The organism is Methylobacterium iners, from assembly GCF_022179305.1.
In the GTDB taxonomy this organism is placed as follows: Bacteria; Pseudomonadota; Alphaproteobacteria; order Rhizobiales; family Beijerinckiaceae; genus Methylobacterium; species Methylobacterium iners.
This window is the reverse complement of sequence record NZ_BPQP01000049.1, coordinates 41952-65835: the sequence shown is the minus strand read 5'-3', so window position 1 is coordinate 65835 and position 23884 is coordinate 41952. Positions and strand designations below refer to the sequence as shown.

Here is a 23884-nt window from a genome sequence, read left to right as displayed (position 1 = left end):
AGGCGCTCGGCCGGGGCGGTGCAAACGCTTCGGCGCCAGGGTTAATGACTTCTTCAGCGAGCAGGAGCGAGCTTAAGGCATGGCCGCTCTCGAGGGGACGGGATGAACATGGTGGTCTCGGCGCGCGTACCCCGCAACCTCCTCGGCGCAACCTCGGCACTGGCCGTGGCGCTGGTCCTGGCCGGCGCCGTCGTGCTCGCCGCGAGCCCGCCCGGCCAGGCCGGCTCGGCGGACGGGACGGTCCTTACGCCGTCCACCGACGCGGTCGCGCCCTCCGCGCTCGTCGCGGACGCGAAGGCCGTCGATCCCGTGACGGCCGATGCCCTGAAGGTCGATGTGAAGACCCCCGAAGCCGCGCCGGTCAAGGTCCCGCCCGCGGCCGCCGCCTACGCGTCAGCTGATCCCGAGGCGCCCATCGCCTTTCCGCTCCCTGACGCCGCGGTGACGCCGGCTGCGCCGGTGCCGGAGGTGCCCGATCCCGCCCGCGCAGCGCGGGCCGGCGACACCGACATCCCGGCGCTGCGCCAGGCGATCGACCTCTACCGCAAGGGCAAGGTCTCTGAGGGCGACCGCCTCCGCGACGGCTTCAAGGACCCCGCCGCCCGCGCCTTGCTCGAATGGGTCGCGATCCGGGCCGGCGCCGGCATCGGCTTCGAGCGCACCATCGCCTTCACCCGCGCGAATCCCGACTGGCCGGCGGGGCCCCTCCTGCGGCGGCGCGCTGAGGAGGCGTTGCTGATCGAGCGCAAGAGCCCGGCGACCGTGCGTGCCTACTTCGCGGCGTCCCGGCCCGCGAGCCCGCCCGGAAAGTTCGCCCTCGCCCTGGCCTTCAGGGCCGACGGACTCCAGGCCGACGCCGCCGCGCTGGTGCGCGAGCTGTGGCGCAGCGACAGCTTCGGCCGCTCCCTGGAGGCCCGCATCCTCGACAGCTTCCCCGGCGTGCTCACCCGCGTCGACCATCGCTTTCGGATGGAGCGGGCGCTCCTGAAGGAGGATTGGGAGGCCGCCGGCCGCGCCGCCTCGCAGGCGGGCGAGCCCTATCCCGCCCTGGTCAAGGCGCGCCGCGCCGTCGAGGCCAAGAGCCCGGGCGCCGCCGCCGCCCTGAACGCGGTGCCCGCGGCGCTCCGCAACGATTCCTCCTACATCCTGTCGCGCGCCCAGTTCCTGCGCCGGGCCGACAAGGCGGCGGAGGCCGCCGCCGTGCTCGCCGCCGCGCCGATGAACCCGGAGGTGCTCGTCGACGGGGACGAGTGGTGGGTCGAGCGCCGGATCGTGGCGCGCAAGCTCATGGACCAGGGCGATGCCGACACCGCCTACGTGGTGGCGAGCCGCCACAGCGCCCGCACCGTGGAGAAGCGGATCGAGGCCGAGTTCCACGCCGGCTGGATCGCGCTCCGCTTCTCCGACGATGCCGAGCGGGCCGCGCGCCACTTCGCGGAGGCTGCCGCTATCGCCGAGACGCCGATTTCTCTGGCCCGCGCCGCCTATTGGCAGGGCCGCGCCGCCGAGGCGCTCGGCCGCCCGGAGGAGACGAAGGCGCATTACGAGCGCGCCGCCCTCCAGCCGATCGCCTATTACGGGCAGCTCGCCCGGGCGAAGCTCGGCCAGTCGAGCCTGCCCCTGCGGGTCGCCCCCGTGCTCGACGGCGCGGCGCGTGCCGCCTTCGACGACCGGCTCTGCATCCGCGCGCTCCGCCTCCTCGAGGCGGCCTCCCTCAAGGAGCTGGCGCTGCCGCTCTACATCGACGCGGCGACGCGGCTCACGAATCCGGCCGAGCTTGACGCGCTCGGCAACCTCGCCGTCGAGATGCGCGATTCCCGTGCCCTCGTGGCGATCGGCAAGCTCGCCGTGCAGCGCGGCCTGCCGCTCGATGCCCACGCCTACCCAACCATCGGCATCCCGGCCTACGAGGCCTCCGCCGCGGTGCCGCTCGTCGAGAAGGCACTTGTCTTCGCCATCGCCCGGCAGGAGAGCCAGTTCGATCCCCGCGCGCAATCGAGCGTCGGGGCGCGCGGCCTGATGCAGATGATGCCGGCGACCGCCCAGCGCACCGCGCGTCGCGTCAGCGCGCCCTACGACCAGGACCGCCTCACCAGCGACCCGGCCTACAACGCCCGCCTCGGCCACGCGCATCTCGGCGAGCTGATGGAGGATTGGCGCGGCTCCTACATCCTCGCCTTCGCCTCCTACAATGCCGGCGGCGGCAACGTGAAGAAGTGGATCGACGCCTACGGCGATCCGCGCCGGCCGGGCGTCGACCCGATCGACTGGGTCGAGCGCATCCCCTTCACGGAGACGCGCAACTACGTGCAGCGGGTGATGGAGAACCTGCAGGTCTACCGCCACCGCCTGGAGGGCAAGAGCGCGCTCCTCATCGAGAGCGATTTCCAGCGCGGGGCGCGTTAGGCCGCATCGTCCTCCGAAGAGTACGACCTCGTCATCTGGGGATTTGGCCCGGCTCAGGTCCTGGGGCGCGAGTGCTGCGCTCTGTTCCTTAAGCCGCCAGTTCGCCGAGAACCATCATCGGTTGCATGACGTCGCGGGCGCTTCCTATGCGTTCGGCAAGGTATCGGTAGCCTTCATTGAAAAATTCGGTGCACCCGCAAAGCTCGCAGGCCGGGACGCGGAGTGCTCGCTCTCAACTCCCCTCTGCCGCTTCTTGTCCCACGCTGGGCGATGCTGCGCATCAACTCGGGGACCAGAATAACTTGCACCTTCCCCGTCCGGACAAGCTATACCGATTCCAAGCTGGCCGTGGGACAGGCCGGCGGGAGGAACCCGATGCCGCAATCGCCGAGCACCGATCTGGCGCATGGACCTCACGGAGACGCTGCGCCCTACGCCGACGAGGCGGCAGGGGCCGTGCTCGACACCATGACCTCCGGGGCCAACGGCGCAAACGGCCGTGCGCTGCACGCCAACGGCGCCGCCTCGGATCTGGACCTGATCGAGCTCCTCGACGCGCTGCAGGCCATGCGCGTCGGCGATTTCTCGGTGCGGCTGCCGAGCCATCATACCGGTCTCGGGGGCAAGGTCGCCGACGCCTTCAACGATATCGTCGCCGCCAACCAGCGCATGGCCGAGCAGCTCGAACATGTCGGCCAGGTGGTCGGCCGCGAGGGCAAGACCCGCACCCGCGTCCGCTTCGACCTCTCGAACGGCGCCTGGGGCGATATGGAGACCTCGGTCAACACCCTGATGGACGACCTGCTCTGGCCGACGACGGCCGTGACCCGGACGATCACGGCCGTGGCCAAGGGCGACCTCCTGCAGACGGTCCCCGTCGACGTCGACGGCCGCCCGCTCAAGGGCGAGTTCCTGCGCTCGGCGACCATCGTGAACGCGATGATCAAGCAGCTCTCCGTCTTTACATCGGAGGTGACGCGCGTCGCCCGCGAGGTCGGCACCGACGGCAAGCTCGGCGGCCAGGCCCAGGTCAGCGAGGTCACGGGCGTCTGGAAGGACCTCACGGAATCCGTGAACTCGATGGCCTCGAACCTGACGGCGCAGGTCCGCAACATCGCCGACGTGACGATCGCGGTGGCCAACGGCGATTTGTCGAAGAAGATCACCGTCGACGTGCGCGGCGAGATCCTGCAGCTCAAGGAAGCCATCAACACGATGGTGGACCAGCTTCGCTCGTTCGCCTCCGAGGTGACGCGCGTGGCCCGCGAGGTCGGCACCGAAGGCAAGCTCGGCGGACAGGCCATCGTGCCGGGCGTCGCGGGCACCTGGAAGGATCTGACCGACTCGGTGAACGCCATGTGCGGCAACCTCACCGCGCAGGTCCGCAACATCGCCCAGGTGACCACGGCGGTCGCACGCGGCGACCTCTCGCGAAAGATCACCGTCGACGTGTCGGGCGAGATCCTCGAGCTGAAGGAGACCATCAACACGATGGTCGATCAGCTCAACGGTTTCGCCGGCGAGGTGACGCGCGTGGCGCGCGAGGTCGGCACCGAGGGCCGCCTCGGTGGCCAGGCGCAGGTGCCGGGCGTCGCCGGCACCTGGAAGGACCTGACCGACAACGTGAACTCGATGGCCTCGAACCTGACCGCGCAGGTGCGCAACATCGCGGAGGTGTCGACGGCCATCGCCAACGGCGACCTGTCGAAGAAGATCACGGTGAGCGTGTCAGGCGAGATCCTCGAGCTGAAGGAGACCATCAACACGATGGTCGACCAGCTCAACGCCTTCGCCTCGGAAGTGACCCGCGTGGCCCGCGAGGTCGGCACCGAAGGCCGCCTCGGCGGCCAGGCCAACGTGACGGGCGTGGCCGGCACCTGGAAGGACCTGACGGACTCGGTCAACTCGATGGCCGGCAACCTGACCGCCCAGGTGCGCAACATCGCCGAGGTGTCGACCGCCATCGCCAACGGCGACCTGTCGAAGAAGATTACCGTTTCGGTGTCGGGCGAGATCTTGGAGCTGAAGGAGACCATCAATACAATGGTCGACCAGCTCAACGCCTTCGCCTCGGAAGTGACCCGCGTGGCCCGCGAGGTCGGCACGGAGGGCAAGCTCGGCGGACAGGCCCAGCTGAAGGGCGTGGCGGGCACCTGGAAGGACCTGACGGACTCGGTCAACTCGATGGCCGGCAACCTGACCGCCCAGGTGCGCAACATCGCCGAGGTCGCGACCGCCGTGGCGAGCGGCGACTTGTCGAAGAAGATCACCGTCAACGTCTCGGGCGAGATCCTGCTTCTCAAGGACACGCTCAACACGATGGTGGACCAGCTCCGCGGCTTCGCGGGCGAGGTGACGCGCGTGGCGCGCGAGGTCGGCACCGAAGGCCGCCTCGGCGGCCAGGCGGTGGTGCCGGGCGTGGCGGGCACCTGGAAGGATCTCACCGACAACGTGAACTCGATGGCCGGCAACCTCACGGCCCAGGTCCGCAACATCGCGGAGGTCTCCACCGCCATCGCCAACGGCGACCTTTCGCGAAAGATCACCGTCGACGTGCGCGGCGAGATCCTTCAGCTGAAGGAGACGCTGAACACCATGGTGGATCAGCTCAATCGCTTCGCGTCCGAGGTGACGCGCGTCGCGCGCGAGGTCGGCACCGAGGGTAAGCTCGGCGGGCAGGCGCAGGTGCCGGGCGTAGCGGGCACCTGGAAGGATCTGACCGAGAACGTGAACTCGATGGCCGGCAACTTGACCGGCCAGGTCCGCAACATCGCGGAGGTGACCACGGCGGTGGCCCGCGGCGACCTCTCGCGCAAGATCACCGTGGACGTGAAGGGCGAGATGCTCGAGCTGAAGAACACCATCAACACGATGGTGGACCAGCTCAACGCCTTCGCCTCCGAGGTCAGCCGCGTGGCGCGCGAGGTCGGCACGGAGGGCAAGCTCGGCGGTCAGGCCCAGGTGCCCGGCGTCGCCGGCACCTGGAAGGATCTGACCGACAACGTGAACTCGATGGCCGGCAACCTCACCGGCCAGGTCCGCAACATCGCCGAGGTGGCGACGGCCATCGCCGGCGGCGACCTGTCGAAGAAGATCACCGTCGACGTGCGCGGCGAGATCCTTCTCCTGAAGGAGACGCTGAACACGATGGTCGATCAGCTCCGCTCCTTCGCGGGCGAGGTGACGCGCGTGGCCCGCGAAGTCGGCACCGACGGTCGCCTTGGCGGCCAGGCCGTCGTGCCCGGCGTCGCCGGCACCTGGAAGGATCTCACCGACAATGTGAACCTGCTGGCGGCTAACCTCACGACCCAGGTCCGCAACATCGCAGAGGTGACGACCGCCGTTGCCAGAGGCGACCTATCGCGAAAAATTACCGTGGACGTGAAGGGCGAGATCCTGGAGCTGAAGAACACCATCAACACGATGGTGGACCAGCTCAACGCCTTCGCCGGCGAGGTGACGCGCGTGGCCCGCGAGGTCGGCACGGAAGGCAAGCTCGGCGGCCAGGCGCAGGTGCCGGGCGTCGCGGGCACCTGGAAGGATCTCACCGACACCGTCAACGTCATGGCGGCGAACCTCACCGAGCAGGTCCGCGGCATCGTGAAGGTCGTGACCGCGGTGGCGGACGGCGACCTCAAGCAGAACCTGACCGTGGCTTCGAAGGGCGAGGTCGCGGCACTCGCCGAGACCATCAACAACATGACGGGCACGCTCGCCACCTTCGCCGATCAGGTGACGACGGTGGCCCGCGAGGTCGGCGTTGAGGGCCGCCTCGGCGGCCAGGCCAACGTGCCCGGCGCGGCCGGCACCTGGAAGGATCTCACCGGCAACGTGAACCTGCTGGCGGCCAACCTCACGACGCAGGTGCGCGCCATCGCCGAGGTCGCCACCGCGGTGACGAAGGGCGACCTGACGCGCTCGATCCAGGTCGAGGCCCGCGGCGAGGTGGCCGAGCTCAAGGACAACATCAACACCATGATCGGCAACCTCCGTCTGACGACGGAGCAGAACACCGAGCAGGACTGGCTGAAGACCAACCTCGCCCGCTTCACCAACATGCTTCAGGGCCAGCGCGACCTCGCCACGGTGGGCGGCACACTGCTCTCCGAGCTCGCGCCCCTCGTCGAGGCGCATCAGGGCGTCATCTATCAGGTGGAATCCGCCGATTCCGCCGCGCCGGGGCTCCGGCTCCTGGCGGCCTACGCCGACGAGGGCGAGGGCGGCCATCCCGACCGCCTCCGCCTCGGCGAGGGCCTGATCGGCCAATGCGCCCGCGACGCGAGGCGCATGCTGATCACCGAGATGCCGTCGAGCGCCACCCCGATTGGATCGGGCCTGTTCAAGGCCCCGCCGCGCAACGCGATCGTGCTGCCGGTGCTGTTCGAGGGGCAGGTCAAGGCGGTGATCGAACTCGCCTCGCTGCGGTCCTTCACCGATCTTCAGCTCTCCTTCCTCGACCAGCTCACCACCGGCACCGGCATCGTCCTGAACTCGATCGAGGCGACGATGCAGACCGAGGGGCTGCTCAAGCAGTCCCAGCAGCTCGCGGGCGAGCTGCAGGCGCAGCAGCGCGAGCTGCAGCAGACCAACGAGCAGCTGGAGCAGAAGGCGCAGCAGCTCGCCGACCGCAACGACGAGGTCGAGGCGAAGAACCAGGAGATCGAGCAGGCCCGCCGCGCGCTCGAGGAGAAGGCCACCGAGCTCGCGCTGACCTCCAAGTACAAGTCGGAGTTCCTGGCCAATATGAGCCACGAGCTGCGCACGCCGCTGAACTCGATCCTCATCCTGGGCCAGCAGCTCGGCGAGAACCCGGACGGCAACCTCAGCAACAAGCAGGTCGAGTTCGCGCGCACGATCCACGGCGCCGGGACCGACCTCCTCAACCTCATCACCGACATCCTCGATCTCTCGAAGATCGAGTCCGGCACCGTGTCGGTGGAGGCGGAGGAGATCTTCTTCGCCAACCTCCTCGAGATGACGGCGCGGCCGTTCCGGCACGAGGCGGAGAGCCGAAAGCTGGCGTTCGAAGTCGAGATGGCACCGAATCTCGATCGCAGCATGATCACCGATTCGAAGCGCCTGCAGCAGGTCCTGAAGAACCTCTTGTCGAACGCCTTCAAGTTCACGGCCGAGGGCGGGATCAAGCTCAGCGTCGCCCCCGCCACGGGCGGCTGGACCCCCGATCACCCGCTCCTTCGCCACGCGCCGTCCGTCGTGGCCTTCGAGGTTTCGGACACCGGAATCGGCATCCTGCCCGAGAAGCAGAAGATCATCTTCGAGGCGTTTCAGCAGGCCGATGCCAGCACCAGCCGCAAGTATGGCGGCACCGGTCTCGGGCTCGCCATCAGCCGCGAGCTCGCGAGCCTGCTGGGCGGCGAGATCCAGCTGCGCAGCGCGCCGGGGGTGGGCAGCAGCTTCACCCTGTTCCTGCCGCTGACCTATGTCGGCGCGCCGTCGGCCGTCCGCTCCGCGCCCGCGGCCATGGACACGCCGCACCACATGTCGGTGTCGACCGTCGCCTCGCTCGCGAGCGCGGCCGGCGCGCGCCTCGCCGACCGCAGCGGCGGCGAGGCGACCATCACGGACGACCGGGCGACGCTCGGGGCCGGCGAGAACGTCATCCTCATCGTCGAGGACGATCCGCATTACGCCCGCGTGATCATGGATCTAGCCCATGACAACGGCCTCAAGGTCCTCGTCGCGACGCGCGGGGCGGAGGCGCTGGCGCTCGCCCGCGAGTATCGCCCGACCGCGATCTCCCTCGACGTCTTCCTGCCCGACATGCTGGGCTGGAACGTCCTCTCCCAGCTCAAGCAGGACCCGGCGACGCGGCACATCCCGGTGCAGATCGTGACCCTGGAGGAGGATCGTCAGCACGGGCTTTCGCGCGGCGCCTTCTCCTTCATGACCAAGCCCACTTCGGCCGAGGGGCTCGGCAGCGCGCTCGCCCGGATCAAGGCGTTCGCGCAGCCGCGGCGCAAGCGCCTGCTCATCGTCGAGGACAACGCGGCCGAGCGGCTCAGCGTCGCCGAGCTCCTCGGCCACGAGGACATCGACATTCGCACCGCCGAGACGGGGGCGGAGGCCCTGCGCGCGCTCCAGGACGAGCCCGTCGATTGCATGGTTCTCGATCTCAAGCTGCCCGACATGTCCGGCTTCGAGGTGCTGGAGCGCATCCGCGACGACGCGGAGATCGGCGACGTGCCGGTCGTCGTGTTCACGGGCCGCGAATTGTCGCTCGAGGAGGACGTCCGCCTCCACACCATGGCGCGCAGCGTCGTCGTGAAGGGCGTCGAATCGCCCGAGCGACTGCTGGACGAGACCGCGCTGTTCCTGCATCGGGTCGTGGCGAACCTGCCGCCGGAGAAGCAGCGGATGCTGGAGCGCCTGCACAGCTCCGACGAGGATCTCGTCAACCGTACGGTGCTGCTGGTCGACGACGACGCGCGCAACATCTTCGCCCTGTCGAGCGTCCTCGAGCGCCGCGGCATGCGCGTCCTGACCGCGACGACGGGACGGGAGGCGATCTCGATCATCGAGGCGCAGCCCGACGTCGCGATCGTGCTCATGGACATCATGATGCCCGAGATGGACGGATACGAGACGATGCAGGTGATCCGTGCCAACCCCGCCTTTCGGCGGCTCCCGATCGTTGCCCTGACCGCCAAGGCCATGAAGGGCGACCGCGAGAAGTGCCTCGAGGCCGGCGCCTCCGATTACCTGGCCAAACCCGTCAACACCGAACAGCTGCTGTCCGCGTTGCGCATGTGGCTGCACCGCTGAGGTCCCAGGAGTAACCTCTCGGTGCACCCGTCCCAACCCGATCCCGTCAACATCCTGCTCGTCGACGATCAGCCGGCGAAGCTGTTGAGCTATGAGGTCATCCTCAGCGAGCTCGGCGAGAACCTGATCAAGGCGAGCTCGGCGCGCGAGGCGCTGACCTACCTCCTGAAGAACGACGTCGCCCTGGTACTCATCGACGTCTGCATGCCCGAGCTCGACGGGTTCGAGCTCGCGACGATGATCCGCGAGCATCCCCGCTTCCAGAAGACCGCCCTGATCTTCGTGTCGGCGGTCCAGGTCAGCGAGTTCGACCGGCTGCGCGGCTACGAGGCCGGCGCGGTCGATTACGTGCCGGTGCCGGTGATCCCGGAGGTCCTGCGGGCCAAGGCCAAGGTCTTCGTCGAGCTGCACCGCAAGACGCGCGAGCTGGAGCAGCTCAATGCCGGACTCGAGGAGCGCGTCGCCGAGCGGACCGCGGCGCTCGCGGCGACGGCGGCGCGGCTGCAGGAGAGCGAGCAGCGCCGCAGCCTCGCCCTGGCCGCTGGCCGGATGGGCTCCTGGGAATGGGACCTCCTGACCGGCGAGATCCACTGGGACGAGGGCCAATACCGGATCTTCGGCGTCGACCCGGAGGGCTTCCGGCTCTGCTCGGAGAGCGTCGAGCCCCTGATCCATCCCGACGACCTCGAAAGGATCCGGCGCACCGGCCGCGACGCCGCACAGGACGGCCTGCCCTACCACTGCGAGTTCCGTATCCTGCGCCCGGACGGGGAGATGCGCTGGTGCATCGCGGCCGGCGCGCCCTCGCACGACGCGCTCGGGCAGCCGATCCGTCTGAGCGGCGTGATGCACGACATCACCGAACGGCGCCGGGCGGAGGAAGGCCTTCAGCAGCAGAACGAGGAGCTGGAACAGCTCGTCGAGGAGCGGACCCGCGAACGCGAGGTCGCGCTCGCGCAGCTCTTCGAGGCGCAGAAGGTCGACACGATCGGCCACCTCACCGGCGGCGTCGCGCACGACTTCAACAACCTGCTCATGGCCGTCCTGGGGAGCCTCGAACTCCTCAAGAAGCGCCTTCCCGCCAACGACGATCGCGCTCATCGCCTGCTCGACAACGCCGTGCAGGGCGCGGAGCGCGGCGCGGCCCTGACCCAGCGCCTCCTCGCCTTCGCGCGGCGCCAGGAGCTGAGGCCGCAATCGGTCGACGTGGCCCGCCTGATCCAGGGCATGCAGGATCTGCTGGAGCGCTCGCTCGGCCCCGAGATCCAGATCGACGTCGCGATCTCCGAGCTGCTGCCCCCGGTCCAGGCCGACGCGAACCAGCTCGAACTCGCGATCCTGAACCTTGCCGTGAATGCGCGGGACGCGATGCCGCGCGGCGGGTCCCTGCGTGTGTCCGCGCGCAAGGAGCAGCGGGCACCGAACGCCGCCGGCCCGCTGAAGGCGATGGCGCCGGGCGACTACATCTGCATCGAAGTCAGCGATTCCGGCATCGGGATGGACGAGGAGACCCTCCTCCGGGCGAGCGAGCCCTTCTTCACGACGAAGGGGCCCGGAAAAGGCACTGGCCTCGGCCTGTCGATGGTGCACGGCCTCGCCGCGCAGCTCGGCGGAGCGATGAAGGTGTCGAGCCGCGTCGGCCTCGGCACGACCGTGCACCTCTGGCTGCCGCAGGCCGATCGGCTGCCCGACGACGCCCTTCTTCCGATCATCGACGATGAGGGCTACGGGACGGCCGATCCCGCCATCGCCTCCCTGCTGATCATGGTCGTCGATGACGACGCCCTCGTCAGGAACGGTACGACCGCGATGCTCGAGGACATGGGGCACGTGGTCATCGAGGCGGAGTCAGGGTCTCAGGCGCTGCAGCGCTTCTCCATGGACAGCGCAGGAATCGATCTTCTGATCACGGACCAGGCGATGCCCGGCATGAAGGGTCTGGAGCTGATCGGCAGGCTGAAGACGTTGCAGCCGGGGCTCCCGATGGTCCTGGCAAGCGGGTTCGCCGACATCGAGGAGAATGGGAACGCCCACGACATCCCGCGTCTCTCGAAACCCTTCCGGGCGAGGGACCTCGCCGCCGCCATCGAGCAGGCCTTCCACCTGACGCGAAGGCCCCTGGCGAAGCTCGTCTCGTCCGAGTCGTGATCGTCGACGCGCGGCGTGCCGGAGCGGCGGAGGAACCCTCCACCGCTCCGGCCTCGGCAACTCCTGCTAGGCGAACAGGTCGGCGGGATTGCTCAGGTTCACCACGTCGAGGAGCGTGACCGAGGAGCCGATGAACCGCAGCTCGGTCGCGTCCACGCCGTCCCGTCCGTCGGTGTCGATCTCGCGCGAACCGATGAAGAACAGCCCGCGGCCCAGGTCCAGCCGGTCGCCTTCGGAGGCCCGGAAGTCCTCAATGACGTCACGGCCGCCCAGGACCGAGAAGGCGAAGACGTCCGCGCCTGCTCCCCCGTTGAGGACGTCGTTGCCAAGCTCGCCGGCCAGGCGATCCTGCCCCGAACCGCCGAAGAGCTGATCCCGGCCGATGCCGCCGAAGAGCACGTCGGCGCCGTCAAGGCCGCGCACGACGTCGTTGCCGATCCCCGCATAGTACGTCGTCGCCCTCGACGTCGCGTCGGTGAAGTTGTCGGATCGGAAGCTCCCGAAGGCCGTGCGCGTCGCGTTGCCGAGATCGAGCCCGACGAGCAACGGGTCGTGATCGGACACGCGCGCCGCGACCGAGCCGTCGAAATAGGCGGCGTTGCGGCCGAAATCGAGGTTGTAGTCGAGGGCGTCGGCCTCGTCGGCGTTGATGTGCCACTCGGTGATACCGGTGACCTGCGCGCTCAAGCTCCCGTTCGACAGGATGTAGTCGAGGGAGCCGACCTGCCCGTCGAAGACGTAGGAGTAGGGGTCTTCGATGCGCTCCTGCAGGTTCTCGTACCCCGCCTCTTCGAGGATATCGATCGGATTCTCCTCGAAATAGGCGTTGAGGTCGCCCAGGATCATCCGGTCGCCGTCGTCGGAGCCCGTCGGGTTCGTCGCGAGCCACTCGTTCAGCGCCTCGGCCGCGAGCTCGCGCTGGTTGTTCCAGGCACCCGCCCCGTCCCGCGCGTCGGCATCCTCACCGGTGCCGGTGCCGCTCTTCGATTTGAAGTGATTGGCCACCGCCGTGAGTTGCTCGCCCGACGAGATCTCCTCAAAGGTCACCGCGAGCGCGGCGCGGCTCGTATCCGGGCCGTTGAAGATGCGGCCGATCGAGCTCTGCGCGAGCAGATCGGCCCGGACGTCGCTGTCGTCGAGGATCGCGATGTTCGTGTCCCTGGCGATCCGCACCTCGCCCGGCTTGTAGATGAAGCCGACCGCGATGGCGTCGCCGCCGACGAAGTTCTGGCCCGGGCGGACCCAATCGTACAGCTCCTCGCCGGCGGCCTCGTTGAGCGCGTCGACGAGGTAGGCGATCGCGTTGCCCGGTGAGCCCTCGATGAAGTTGTTCTCGATCTCCACGAGACCGAGGACGTCGGCGTCGAGTTCGAGGATCGCGGTCACCAGCCTGTCGGTCTGACGCTCGAATTCCGCCGCGTCGTTCGCACCGCGCGGCTCGAGCCCGTTCGCCGTCCTGTTGTCGCCGTCATTGAGGGTCGTGAAGTAGTTCAGGACGTTGAAGCTTCCGATCTGGAGCGTGCCCCCGACATCCTCGGGCTCGGCCGGGCGGGGACTGGCATCGACGAAGGTGTTGTCGCCGTCATCGATCGCCCGCAGGCGGTAGGCGCCGGCCGGTCCGAAGCCGAGCACGCCGGTCAGGTCGGTCACGGTATCGCCCATGCGCGGCGCGGTCGCGGTGCCATAGCCCGGCTCGGTCGGGTCGGCGGCGGAGACGCCGAGGCCGTCATCGTCCGGGTCGAAGCCGTCGAGGTTCTCGATCGGCTGATTCTGCGCGTTGAGCCCGTCGTCGTAGACGACCGTGCGGGCGCCGATGCTCTGGAGATGCGCGGCGTAGCCCGCGGCGCTCGGGTCGTTCGTCTGCGTGTACGAGTAGGGGCGGTTCCCCGCGGTTTCGTCGATGGCGCCCGCGAGCCCGTCGCCCTCGCCCGCGTAGAGCTCGATCTCGCCGAAGCGATCGAGGTTGAACTGCTCGGTGACGGTCAGGGTCTGCGGGATGGTGACGAGCATCCCCTCATAGGCCTCGAGGTCGGGCTGGAAGCCGGCCGTGACGGACCCGGTCGCGCCCGCGGCGGGAAGGTTGAGCACGGTCGCAAGGGTGCTCACGTCCGCGACGGCGCCCGGCGCGACGACCTGGATCGCCGCGGCGCTGCTGACGACGAACTGGGTCTCGCCGTTGAACTCGGTGATGGTGCCGGTGACCCGGACGCGATCGCCCTCGTTGACGTTCGCGCGCAGGTTGCCCGAGCCCTCGTAGACGAAGATGCCTTCGGAGGTCAGGGCGTTGCCGTCGCTGTCGGACGCTTCTTCCTGGAGGTAGAAGCCCCCGAGGTTGCGTCGCCCATCGGCATCCCCGTTCTGGAAATCGCCGACGACGATCGCCTCGATCGTCACGGTGCGGCCGGCGAGCGGGCTTCCGCTGCCGCTGCCCTGGACCTCGCTGATGCGGGCGAACTGGATGTCGTCGCTGACGATCGTGCCGGTTGCCGTCGGATCGGTGATGACGGCCTGACCGGAGAGGGGCGTGAGGTTCGACAGCGCGAGGCTGAAGGTCTCGTTCTCCTCCACGAGGGCGTCGTTCGTGATCGCGACCGTGACGATCTGCGTGAGCGGGCCGCCCGCCGCGAAGGTGAGCTGGCCGGCGGCAGCGGTGAAATCGCTTCCGGCGGTCGCGGTGTTGCCCTGCGTCGCGTAGTCGAGCGAGAAGGCGCTTGCATCGTTCGAGCGCGACACCGTGAAGGTCGCGGTGCCGGCCGCCTCGTCGACCGAGACGTCGCCGATCGAGACCTGCGTCGCTGGCTCGTCTTCCCTGGGTGTGCTGGTGACCCGGATGTCGTCGACGCCGACCCACTCGTCGTTGCCGACCGCGTTGGTGGTGAGGATCCGGACCTGAAGCTGGGGCTGGTCGGAGGCCTCAGGCGGAAGCGTCACCCTGACGGGGGTAACGCTCCCGGCAACGCTCGGCCCCTGCGTGGCATCGGCGACGTAGCCGGCGGGCAGGTTGATCCAGGCTCCCGCGGCGCCGAGGCGGTACTGGACGGCGATCGGCTGAACTGCGTTGTCCGCCGACCCGTCGAGGTCCCGCGCATTGAACGCGAGGACGATGTTCTCATGGCTCGTCGAGTCGAGATGGATGACGAGACTCGGCGCATCGGCGGTCCCGGACCCCTGCAGGGCCACGACAGGGTTCGAGATCTGGAACTCGGCGACGCCTCCGTTGGTGATGTTCGTGCTCGTTTGGTTGGCGATAACGTCGGCGGTACCGAGATTCTCGCCGGTGACCGTCTGCGGATCGACGTTGGTTGGAGTCCCGGAATTGATGTCCCCGAGATAGCCCACGATCGCGGGCACGCCGGTCCAATCGTCGTTACGGGTGATCAGGCCGGTATCGCTCCAATCCTGCGTGAAGTCGCCCGTCGCGAGCCGATGATACTCGTCAGACATCGTGCCGTCCTGTCCGTTGATGCGGGAGGGAGCGCGTCACCGCGCTTGAGGTTGTAGATCGATACAATTGCAGTCGATGAAGGCAAATGTGCCGGAGTAATCTAATACGGCGGCCATGATGCGATGAATAACCTCACCGGACCATATATTAGCTGGCTCAATTGCTTTCTGTTAGACCGCGTATACGCTCGCAATTCGGGGCGTCTGTCTGGAGGGCGCATGTGAAGGCTTGATGACGACAAGCCGTCGGATCGTCAGGGATGGCGCGCCCGAGTCTCAGGGTTCGCGCGATCGTCAGTCGTAGCGTGAGGGACGGCCCGACCTTCGTTCCGGAGCGCCGATGGATCGACGCGCTCGTGGTCGGGCGGGGCGTCGCCTGCCGCCGCCGCCGACGAGCGCCTCAGGCCGCTCCCGACATCGTGAACGTTCCGGCGACCGGGAGCGCCGCCCGGGACCGTCAGCTCTCAATCGAGTCGCTCGGGAGGTCGGCACGGCGCGAGGCGGTGACACCTCCCGTCAGGCAGCCGACGACGTAAGCGCCGAAGATCAGGGCCGAGGCCTCGAGCCAGAAACCCGGCGATCCCGCAATGAGGCTGCTGACGGCGAGACCGGCGAGCCCGATCGCCAGCGCGGCGAGGATGAGGGCAGTGGCGCGGGCAGGCCAGCTCGACGGAAGGTCGCTCAGGCCGCCGACGAGCGTTCCGAGGATGAGGCCGGCGAGGAGGGCCGGCTACAGTGTCGCGAAGAGAAGCATTATGGCGCGTCCCCCTGCCGCAGTCGCGTCACGGGCGCCGCGTGAATCCGATGCCCTGGCGTTCGGAGGGCGACCGGTCGTCAGGCGCCGCGACGACCCTGTCGACAGGGATGCCGGCCTTCGTCAGGTAATCCAGGATCACAAGGGCGCGCTGCCGCGGAAGGTCCGGCTCGGGCGCTGCAGGAGCGTTCGCCACGGCCTTCGCTTCGGCGGGTTTCGCCGGCGGCTTGCTCCCCGGGGCGGCGTTCGCTGCCCGCGATCCGCCCTTCAGATTGTCCGTCTTCCCGGAACGTGCCTTGCCCGCATCCGCCACCGGGTCCGGCCTTGGCGGCGTCGTGTCGACCGAGGCGGTGCTGTCGACCACGGCCGTGTCGAGGACGGGCTTCGCGTCTCGCGGAGCGGTGCCGGCCGGGTCGGCGTGACCCGACACCTCGATCCGCGTGGCGGGACAGCTCTTGGCGAGGGCGGCGAGCGCGTCGAGGAGGGGGTAGAACTCGGGCGTCAGGACGGTGCTGCCGGGCGTGAAGCGAAGAATCTTGCCCTCGACCGCCTGCCCGAATGCGGCCGCGCAGGCGGCTTCATCGCGGGGCTCGGTCTCGCCGGGCGCCCTGATGGCGACGTCGGATTGCCAGCTCGCCGGGAGCGAACGCCGGAAATCCGACGCGATACGCCCGGCGCTCTCGCGGTAGAGGCTCTCGCCGCTGAGCTTCACCGTCCGGTCGGCCAATGCCGCCTCGCCCCTCGCCAGCGTCGAGAGCGATCCGAGCGCGAGATCGAGCACGGCGGGCAGCTCGGCCGGCGCGCCTTCCGCAATCCGCAGTCGGTCGACGACGCGCTCGTGGAAGAAGCGCGGCCGCAGGGCGGCGAGCAGGCGCTCCCGGACGCGGTCGTCGGGCAGATGGCCGCTCAGGGTGACGCTCTCGGCCTCTCGGCGAATGGTGACCCGGTAGGGCGAGAGTGGCCGCGTGCCGAGCCTCACCGTCCCCTCGCCGATCCCGGCAGGCCTTGCATCTCGGATGAACGCGCCGACCTCCGAAGTCGCCTGACGGTCGAGCGCGGTGCCGACGGCCGAGAGCGTGGCGCCCGCAAGCTCGACGCTGCCGTCCTGCATCAGGCCGGCGACCCGGAACATGAACCGGGTCAGGGCAGCCGGGTCGATGCCCAGATCGAGCCCGCGGGCCGTCCGGGTCCGGTCTTCGACCGTGGCACCTTCGGAGATTTCGGACGCGAGGGCGCGGATCTCGGCGCGCGCGGCCTCCGAGATCACGTTGCCGGAGAGGACGAGGCGGCCGGGCTCGCGCGACACGCTGAACCGGAAATCCTCGACCTTCGCGGGCAGGATCTCGGCCTTGGCCAGGGTGTAGCCGTGCGGCAGCTCGGTGAGCGCCGCGCGGAAGCGCTCGTAATCGGCCGCGCTCGCCGCCTCTCCGGCGAAGGACAGGGTCGTGTCTTCGATCGTCGCCTTGGCGCCCGGCAGGAGTTCGCCGAGCCGGGCGAGGCTGTAGGCCGAGGCGGTCCCGAAATCCGGAGGGGCGCCCCTCGCCCGCCGCGAGCCGTCCCGCAGAGTCACGCCAGCCGGAAGCGCCGGCGCGAGAAGTCGTGCCGATCCCGCCGGGCCGATCTCCGCAGGCCGGCTGCCGGCGATCTCGATCCGGTCGGACGCGGAGCGCGTCGCAGTCCAGACGAAGGGCGAGGCCGGCTCGACCAAGCCGATCCCGTTCTCGAGCCGGCGCAGGCCGGGGAGCGCGTCGAGCTGGCGGAGGGCCGCTGCCCGCGCCTCGGCGCTCGGAGCTTCGCCGCTCACCGAGAGGTCGCGGCCCTGCACGCTCGCGACGAGCCAGGGCTCGGCGCCCGCCTCACCCGTCGCGGCCACGACCCGGGCCGCCTCGCCCGCGAGCTCCGCCTCGATCCGCGGCGTGCCGAGATGGATCGCCGCACCGATGATGAGAGCGAGCACCGGAAGACCCGTGAGCCAGCCGAACCGAGCGAACAGGGTGCTTTGCGTGGGGGCGGACGGCACGGTTGACCTCGATGGCGCGGGGCGGCGCGCAGCCGCTCGGCGATCACGTGGTGAGGCCTCAACTTCACGGCATCATGAAGGCTGTGCGGCTCAGCCCTCCGCTTCCTCCCGCAGCATTTCCAGGGCCAGCCAGCGATCCTCGGCCTCGGCAAGCTCGGTCTCGGCCTGGGCGAGAAGGCCCGAGGCCTTCTCGAATCGGGCCGGGTCGCGGGCGTAGAGCTGCGGGTCGGCGAGCACCGCGCGCAGACGCTCGATCCCCGCCTCGAGCTTGGCGATCCGCTCCGGCAGCGTCTTCAGCTCGTGCTGGTCCTTGAAGCCGAGCTTGGCTCGGATGGGGCGGGCGCCGGAGGCCTCCAACCGCTCCGGCCTCGCCTTCTCGGCCTTCGGTCCCTGCGCGGCCTTGCGGGCCGCAATCCCCTCCCCGCGCTGGGCGACCATATCGCTGTAGCCGCCGGCATACTCGACCCAGCGGCCCTCGCCCTCGCTGACCAGCACGCTGCCCACCACCCGGTCGAGGAAGTCACGGTCGTGGCTCACCAGGATCAGGGTTCCGGCGTACTCGGTCAGCATCTCCTGAAGGAGGTCGAGGGTCTCGAGGTCGAGGTCGTTCGTCGGCTCGTCGAGGACGAGGAGGTTCGAGGCCTGCGCCAGCGCACGGGCGATGAGGAGGCGGTTGCGCTCGCCGCCCGAGAGCACGCTGACGGGCGTCCGCGCCTGTTCGGGCGCGAACAAGAAATCCTTGAGGTAGCCGATCACGTGGCGGCTGACGCCGCCCACCGTCACGCTGTCGCCCCGACCACCGGTGAGGACGTCGGTGACGGTCATGCCGGGTTCGAGCACCGCGCGGGCCTGGTCGAGCAGCGTCATGCGCAGGTTCGTGCCGAGCCTGACCGTGCCGGTATCGGGCGCGAGGCTCCCGGTCAGCAGGTTGATGAGCGTGGTCTTGCCCGCCCCGTTCGCGCCGACGATGCCGAGGCGGTCCCCCCGCATGACCCGGAGCGAGAGGTCGTCCACGATCCGGCGGTCGCCGTAGGCTTTGCCGATCTGCTTGGCCTCGACCACCAGCGCGCCCGACGCGTCCGCCTCGGTGGAGTTCAGCGTCGCCGTGCCGACGGGGCGCCGGTCCTCGCGCCGCTCCTTGCGCAGGGCATGCAGGTTGCCGAGCCGGCGGACGTTGCGCTTGCGCCGGGCGGTGACGCCGTAGCGCAACCAATGCTCCTCGTCCGCGATCTTGCGGTCGAGCTTGTGTCGGTCGCGCTCCTCCTCTTCGAGGAAGGCGTCGCGCCAGGCCTCGAAGCCCGAGAAACCCTGCTCGATCCGGCGCGTGACGCCGCGGTCGAGCCAGACCGTGCTGCGCGACAGGGCCGAGAGAAAGCGCCGATCGTGGCTGATGAGGACGAGAGCCGAGCGGCTGCCCTTGAGCTCGGCTTCGAGCCACTCGATCGCCGGCAGATCGAGATGGTTGGTCGGCTCGTCGAGCATGAGGATATCGGGCTCGGGCGCGAGCGCCTGGGCGAGCGCCGCGCGCCGCCCCTCCCCGCCCGACAGATTCGTCGGGTCCTCCGCGCCGGTAAGCCCGAGGCTCTCAAGGAGGTAGCGCGCCCGGTAATGATCGTCGCCGCCCATCAGGCCCGCCTCGACGAAGCCGAGCGTCGTCTCGAAGCCTGAGAAGTCGGGCTCCTGCGCGAGATAGCGGATGGTGGTGCCGGGCTGCAGGAAGCGCACCCCGCGGTCGGGCTCGAGGAGCCCCGCCGCGATCTTGAGCAGCGTCGACTTGCCCGAGCCGTTGCGGCCGACGAGGCAGGCCCGCTCGCCCGGCGAGATCGCGATCGCGGCCTCCTCGATCAGCGGGGTGCCGCCGAAGGTGAGCGCGACGTCTTGCAGGGTCAGGAGCGGTGGGGCGGCCATGCGCCGGCTTATGGCAGCGCCGTGCGGCGCGAACAAATCCGCTGGGCGTACGGACCTTACGCCACCGGCCCCGTTGGCGAGGGATCGGGCGTGATCTGCGGCGAGGTGCCGGGATCGTTGATCGGGATCTCGGCCGGTCGTCCGCCCGGCGCTTCCACCGGGGTTTCCCCCGGAATCTCGGGGCCAGGGCTCGGAATCGGCGTGTGCGGCGGCTCGTAGGGCGTCTCGGGGACCGGCGCCTCAGGAATCGGACCGGGATTTGCCATGCGCCGCCTCGCGAAGCTCAAGGATTACGCCAACGAAACGGATGGCCGCAAAGGCCGGTTCCGCACGCCGCTCCGTACTACTTCTTCGTCAGGAGGAGGTTGCCGCCCTCCTTGCCGATCGACTTCTGGATCTTTTGCGCGAAGAGAGCGAGGAGCAGCGGAAGCCGCACCTCGATGCGTACCGTCTCGGGCCGCACGTCGACCTGACCGTCGACCTTCTGACCCATGGCCGCGACCGCGAAGTCGAGGCGATCGCCGGTCCAGGCCATGGAGTCGACGGCGACGCCGGCCTTGAGGAGCATGCCCTTCATCTGGTCCAGCCCCTCCGCAATGCGGCGCCTGGCCTCGACAGGGCCAAGCTCGTGCGGAAGTTCGACGATCAGCGGTTTCGGCATCGTGTCACCAGAGCCCCTTAGCTTTCGAGCACCCCATGTGGTGCCGACCGCCGGACGAACAACGCCGGCCGGTAGCGGATGGCTCAGTCGACGACGGTCAAGGCGACCTTCGCCACGCCGCCCATGCCGAGCGCCCGAGCCGAGCCGCGGGCGAGATCGATGATGCGCCCATGCGCGAAGGGGCCGCGATCGTTGATGCGGACCACGACCGAGCGGCCGGTGCTGGTGTTGTGCACGCGCACGCGAGTGCCGAAGGGCAGCGTGCGATGGGCGGCCGTCATGCCGTTGGGGTTGAAGCGCTCGCCATTCGCCGTGCGCGAGCCGCTCGCATACCAGGAGGCCGCGCCGGTCTGCGCCATGGCTGGGAGGCCGATCGAGGCGAGCGTGAGGGCGGTGCCGAGAACAGCGACGGTACGGACAGGCTTCATGTTCATTCGCATTCCCTTGCGCCTTAATAGGCTTGTGCAACGGGTGCGGAAAATGAAGCCAATGACGGCCAAAATGAGACAAGATGAATATGGCAGAGCTTGTCACGTTTTTGGCGGATATAGCTTGCTCTATACAACTGCAGGACGAATAAGTACTTATTACTTCGAAATACATTGCCGAGGCGGATTGCTCCCCGCCCGGTACAGACTTCGAAGGCATTCACGAGAGGGCACGCCGAGCGGCGGTGCCTGCGCTCGCACCGCCGCCCTGCGTCTCGCGAAACCCTGCCCTGCTCGCAATCGGGAACTTTCGGCGCGTCGCGTCACCGAGGAGCGTCGTTTCCCATCCTTAACGCTCAGCGCTTGGACCCCGCGAGGTGCGTCAGAGCAAGAGTTCAGTGAGACGAGCTTAAAACAAGCAGTGTCTGCCGGAATTATAAGTATGCGTATTCGATTGCAAACCGAATTACGGGTTTATACTTGGATCTATTGCCTAGGCAAAATCTGCAGCCCCAAATCGAGACGCATTTTCCCGGCTCTGGCAACCCGGCCTTTACCCTAACGGGGCCAGAGTCGCGTTGTCAGTCGCGTAACCGGTGTTTGCCATGGCTTCCCCGCGTACCGCGGTCGCCGGCACCGCCGCCCGGAATAAAGTCTCGCGTACCGGGCGGCTCGTGTCGGCGCCGCGGATGGGTCTCGTACCCTCCGTCCAGCGTCTCCCCCTCGATGAGATCCTCGTCGGCGACTGCATCGCCGCCATGAACGCGTTGCCGCCGGCCAGCGTCGACTGCGTCTTCGCGGATCCGCCCTACAATCTCCAGCTCGGCGAGGGCGCGCTCCTGCGCCCCGACCACAGCCGCGTCGACGCCGTCGACGACGCGTGGGACCAGTTCTCGAGCTTCGCCCAATACGACGAGTTCAGCCGCGCCTGGCTCGCCGCCGCGCGCCGCGTGATGAAACCGAACGCCACGCTCTGGGTGATCGGCTCCTATCACAACATCTTCCGGGTCGGCACGGTGCTGCAGGACCTCGGCTTCTGGATCCTGAACGACATTGTCTGGCGCAAGGCCAACCCGATGCCGAACTTCCGGGGCAAGCGCTTCACCAACGCCCACGAGACCCTGATCTGGGCCTCGCGCTCGGCGGACTCGAAGGGCTACACCTTCCATTACGAGGCGCTGAAGGGCGGCAACGACGACGTCCAGATGCGCTCGGACTGGTTCATCCCGCTCTGCACCGGCGACGAGCGCCTGAAGGGCGCCGACGGCCAGAAGGTTCATCCGACCCAGAAGCCCGAGGCTCTGCTTGCCCGCACGATCCTGTCGGCCACCAATCCCGGCGACGTGATCCTCGACCCGTTCTTCGGCACCGGCACCACGGGTGCGGTCGCCAAGCGCCTCGGCCGCCGCTTCATCGGCATCGAGCGCGAGACCGTCTACGCCGATGCCGCCCGCGCGCGCATCGCGGCGGTCGAGCCGCTCTCGACGGCCGCGCTCCTCGTCGCGCCCACGAAGCGCGCCGAGCCGCGCGTCGCCTTCTTGAGCGTGATCGAGGCCGGTCACATCCGCGCCGGCGAGACCCTGACCGATGCCCGCGGCCGCCATTCGGCGATCGTACGGCCCGACGGCACCCTGATGGTCGGCCCGGCTTCCGGCTCGATCCACAAGATCGGCGCGCTGGTCCAGGGGCTTCCCGCCTGCAACGGCTGGGACTTCTGGCACGCGACCCGGGCGGGCAAGCCGGTCGTGATCGACGTTTTCCGTGGCAAGATGCGCGCCGCGATGGCCGGGGCTGCCTGATCGGCTTCTCGGTCGAGCGCCGCCTCTCTTCGCGAGGGGCGGCGCTCAAGGCCGGGGGTGATCAGCGCTTGCGCGATGCCGGGCGTTTGGCGACGGAACGTTTGCGCGGCGCAGCGTTGTGCGCAGGCGGGGCTTCGCTGGTCTCGTCATCCGGCTCCGTTGCAGCGATGACCCGCGGCAGCGGCTTCGGCACCGGCCGGAGCCTTGGGGCCGGCTCGGGTTCAGGTGGTTCAGGCTCGTCGAGGAGAGGCGCGGCGGCCGGAGGTTTCTTCGGACGGCCGCGGGGCGCTTTCGGCGCCTCGGGCTTTGGGTCGAAGGCGTGGGCCAGCACCTTCTTCATCACTCCGGGCAGCGGCTCCTCGGCGAGGTCGCGGCGCGGTGTGAAGCGCATCCCCTCCGGCGCGACGGTGCCGAGGCCGACGCGGGCAAGAAAGACCGTCAGATCAAGCGGAAAATGCGTGAAGCCGTGATGCACGATCCCCGGCAGGCGCCGCCAGCGCGCGTCGAGGGGCGCATCGAGCAGGGCCCGGGCCGGATCGTAATCGGCCGTCCATTCGCTCGTCGGCGGCTCGGCCATCGCGCCGAGCAGGCCCTCGGCCGGGCGCGTCCGCAGCAGTACCGCTTCGTCGCCGCCGCGGATCGCGACGAAGGCGGCGCCGCGCCTCAACACGCCGGGAACCTTCTTCACCTTGCGCGGAAACGTCTCCTGGAGGCCGAGCGCCCGCGCCTGGCAGGGCGCCATCCAGGGGCAGAGCGCGCAAGCCGGGCGCTTCACGGTGCAGATCGTGGCGCCGAGATCCATTACGGCTTGCGCGAAATCACCGGGTCGGTCGGCCGGCACGAGGTCCTGGGTGAGCGCCCGGATCGCCGGCCGGGCCGCCGGCAGCGGCGTCTCGATAGCGAACAGGCGGGTCACCACCCGCTCGACATTGCCGTCGACCGCGGCTTCCTGCCGGTCGAAGGCGATCGCCGCGATGGCCCCGGCCGTGTAGGCGCCGATGCCGGGCAGGCGCCGCAGGCCCTTGGCATCGTCCGGAAACCCGCCCGCGGCCGCGACCGCCTTGGCGCAGGCATGGAGGTTGCGCGCCCGCGAGTAGTAGCCCAGTCCGGCCCAGGTCGACATCACGGTCTCCTCGGGCGCCAGCGCCAGCGCCTGCAGGGTCGGGAACCGCTCCAGGAACCGGGCGAAGTAGGGCTTCACCGCCGCGATCGTCGTCTGCTGCAGCATCACCTCCGAGAGCCAGACGCGGTAGGGGTCCGGCGTCTCGCCGGGGAGCGCTCGCCAGGGCAGGACGCGGCGGTGCCGGTCGTACCACACGAGGAGGTCTGCGGCCTTGGGCCTGGGATCGGGGGTGGGCATGGGCGCCCGTCCTTACAAGCAGCGCCAGGTCCGGCAAAGGCGTTACGCTCGACCGCTCGTCGCATCTGCTGCGAGAAAAAATGCCCGTTGCCGCCGGGCAGGACCTCTCGCGGAGGATGTCGGCCCGGTGCCGGTTTGTGACGACGCGCCGGCATCGTATGCTCGGCATCCGC

General features: G+C 69.1%; 11 protein-coding genes. 4 read left to right on the top strand and 7 right to left on the bottom strand.

Annotation, left to right across the window (positions count from 1 at the left end; genetic code table 11):
* The first annotated feature begins 108 nt into the window (after window positions 1-108).
* The 3 genes from MFF55_RS15905 to MFF55_RS15895 all read left to right on the top strand — a co-directional run bounded on the left by MFF55_RS15905 (window position 109) and on the right by MFF55_RS15895 (window position 11337).
* Window positions 109-2406: a transglycosylase SLT domain-containing protein gene (locus MFF55_RS15905; RefSeq protein ID WP_373874817.1), complete on the top strand. Its 2298-nt coding sequence runs from the start codon at window positions 109-111 to the stop codon at window positions 2404-2406.
* Between the two features lie 468 nt (window positions 2407-2874).
* Complete coding sequence (locus MFF55_RS15900) at window positions 2875-9189, top strand: HAMP domain-containing protein (RefSeq protein WP_373874816.1); 6315 nt, start codon at window positions 2875-2877, stop codon at window positions 9187-9189.
* 21 nt (window positions 9190-9210) lie between these two features.
* Window positions 9211-11337 carry a PAS domain-containing hybrid sensor histidine kinase/response regulator gene (locus tag MFF55_RS15895; RefSeq protein WP_238245075.1) on the top strand — a complete coding sequence of 709 codons (2127 nt, stop codon included), beginning with the start codon at window positions 9211-9213 and terminating at the stop codon, window positions 11335-11337.
* 66 nt (window positions 11338-11403) lie between these two features.
* On the opposite strand, the gene MFF55_RS15885 is transcribed toward MFF55_RS15895, so the two are convergent.
* The 6 genes from MFF55_RS15885 to MFF55_RS15860 form a co-directional block, all read right to left on the bottom strand.
* A complete protein-coding gene (locus MFF55_RS15885; protein WP_283206755.1) occupies window positions 11404-14781 on the bottom strand; it encodes an ExeM/NucH family extracellular endonuclease in 3378 nt (1125 codons plus the stop codon).
* Between the two features lie 782 nt (window positions 14782-15563).
* Window positions 15564-17555 carry a BON domain-containing protein gene (locus tag MFF55_RS15880; protein ID WP_238245074.1) on the bottom strand — a complete coding sequence of 664 codons (1992 nt, stop codon included), beginning with the start codon at window positions 17553-17555 and terminating at the stop codon, window positions 15564-15566.
* A gap of 90 nt (window positions 17556-17645) precedes the next feature.
* Window positions 17646-19463, bottom strand: coding sequence for an ATP-binding cassette domain-containing protein (locus MFF55_RS15875; protein ID WP_238245073.1), 1818 nt, complete (start codon window positions 19461-19463; stop codon window positions 17646-17648).
* Window positions 19464-19519: 56 nt separating this feature from the next.
* On the bottom strand, window positions 19520-19729 hold the full coding sequence (locus tag MFF55_RS15870) for a hypothetical protein (RefSeq protein ID WP_238245072.1): 210 nt from the start codon (window positions 19727-19729) through the stop codon (window positions 19520-19522).
* A 77-nt stretch (window positions 19730-19806) separates the two neighbouring features.
* Window positions 19807-20124 (bottom strand): polyhydroxyalkanoic acid system family protein, encoded by a 318-nt coding sequence (locus MFF55_RS15865; RefSeq protein WP_238245071.1) that lies wholly within the window; start codon window positions 20122-20124, stop codon window positions 19807-19809.
* Between the two features lie 83 nt (window positions 20125-20207).
* Window positions 20208-20552 carry a septal ring lytic transglycosylase RlpA family protein gene (locus MFF55_RS15860; protein ID WP_238245070.1) on the bottom strand — a complete coding sequence of 115 codons (345 nt, stop codon included), beginning with the start codon at window positions 20550-20552 and terminating at the stop codon, window positions 20208-20210.
* A 605-nt stretch (window positions 20553-21157) separates the two neighbouring features.
* On the opposite strand from MFF55_RS15860, the gene MFF55_RS15855 reads away from it, so the two are divergent.
* Complete coding sequence (locus MFF55_RS15855) at window positions 21158-22351, top strand: site-specific DNA-methyltransferase (RefSeq protein ID WP_283206754.1); 1194 nt, start codon at window positions 21158-21160, stop codon at window positions 22349-22351.
* Window positions 22352-22412: 61 nt separating this feature from the next.
* Here MFF55_RS15855 and mutY read toward each other — a convergent pair whose 3' ends face one another.
* A complete protein-coding gene (gene mutY, locus MFF55_RS15850; protein ID WP_238245069.1) occupies window positions 22413-23711 on the bottom strand; it encodes an A/G-specific adenine glycosylase in 1299 nt (432 codons plus the stop codon).
* Window positions 23712-23884: the final 173 nt, after the last annotated feature.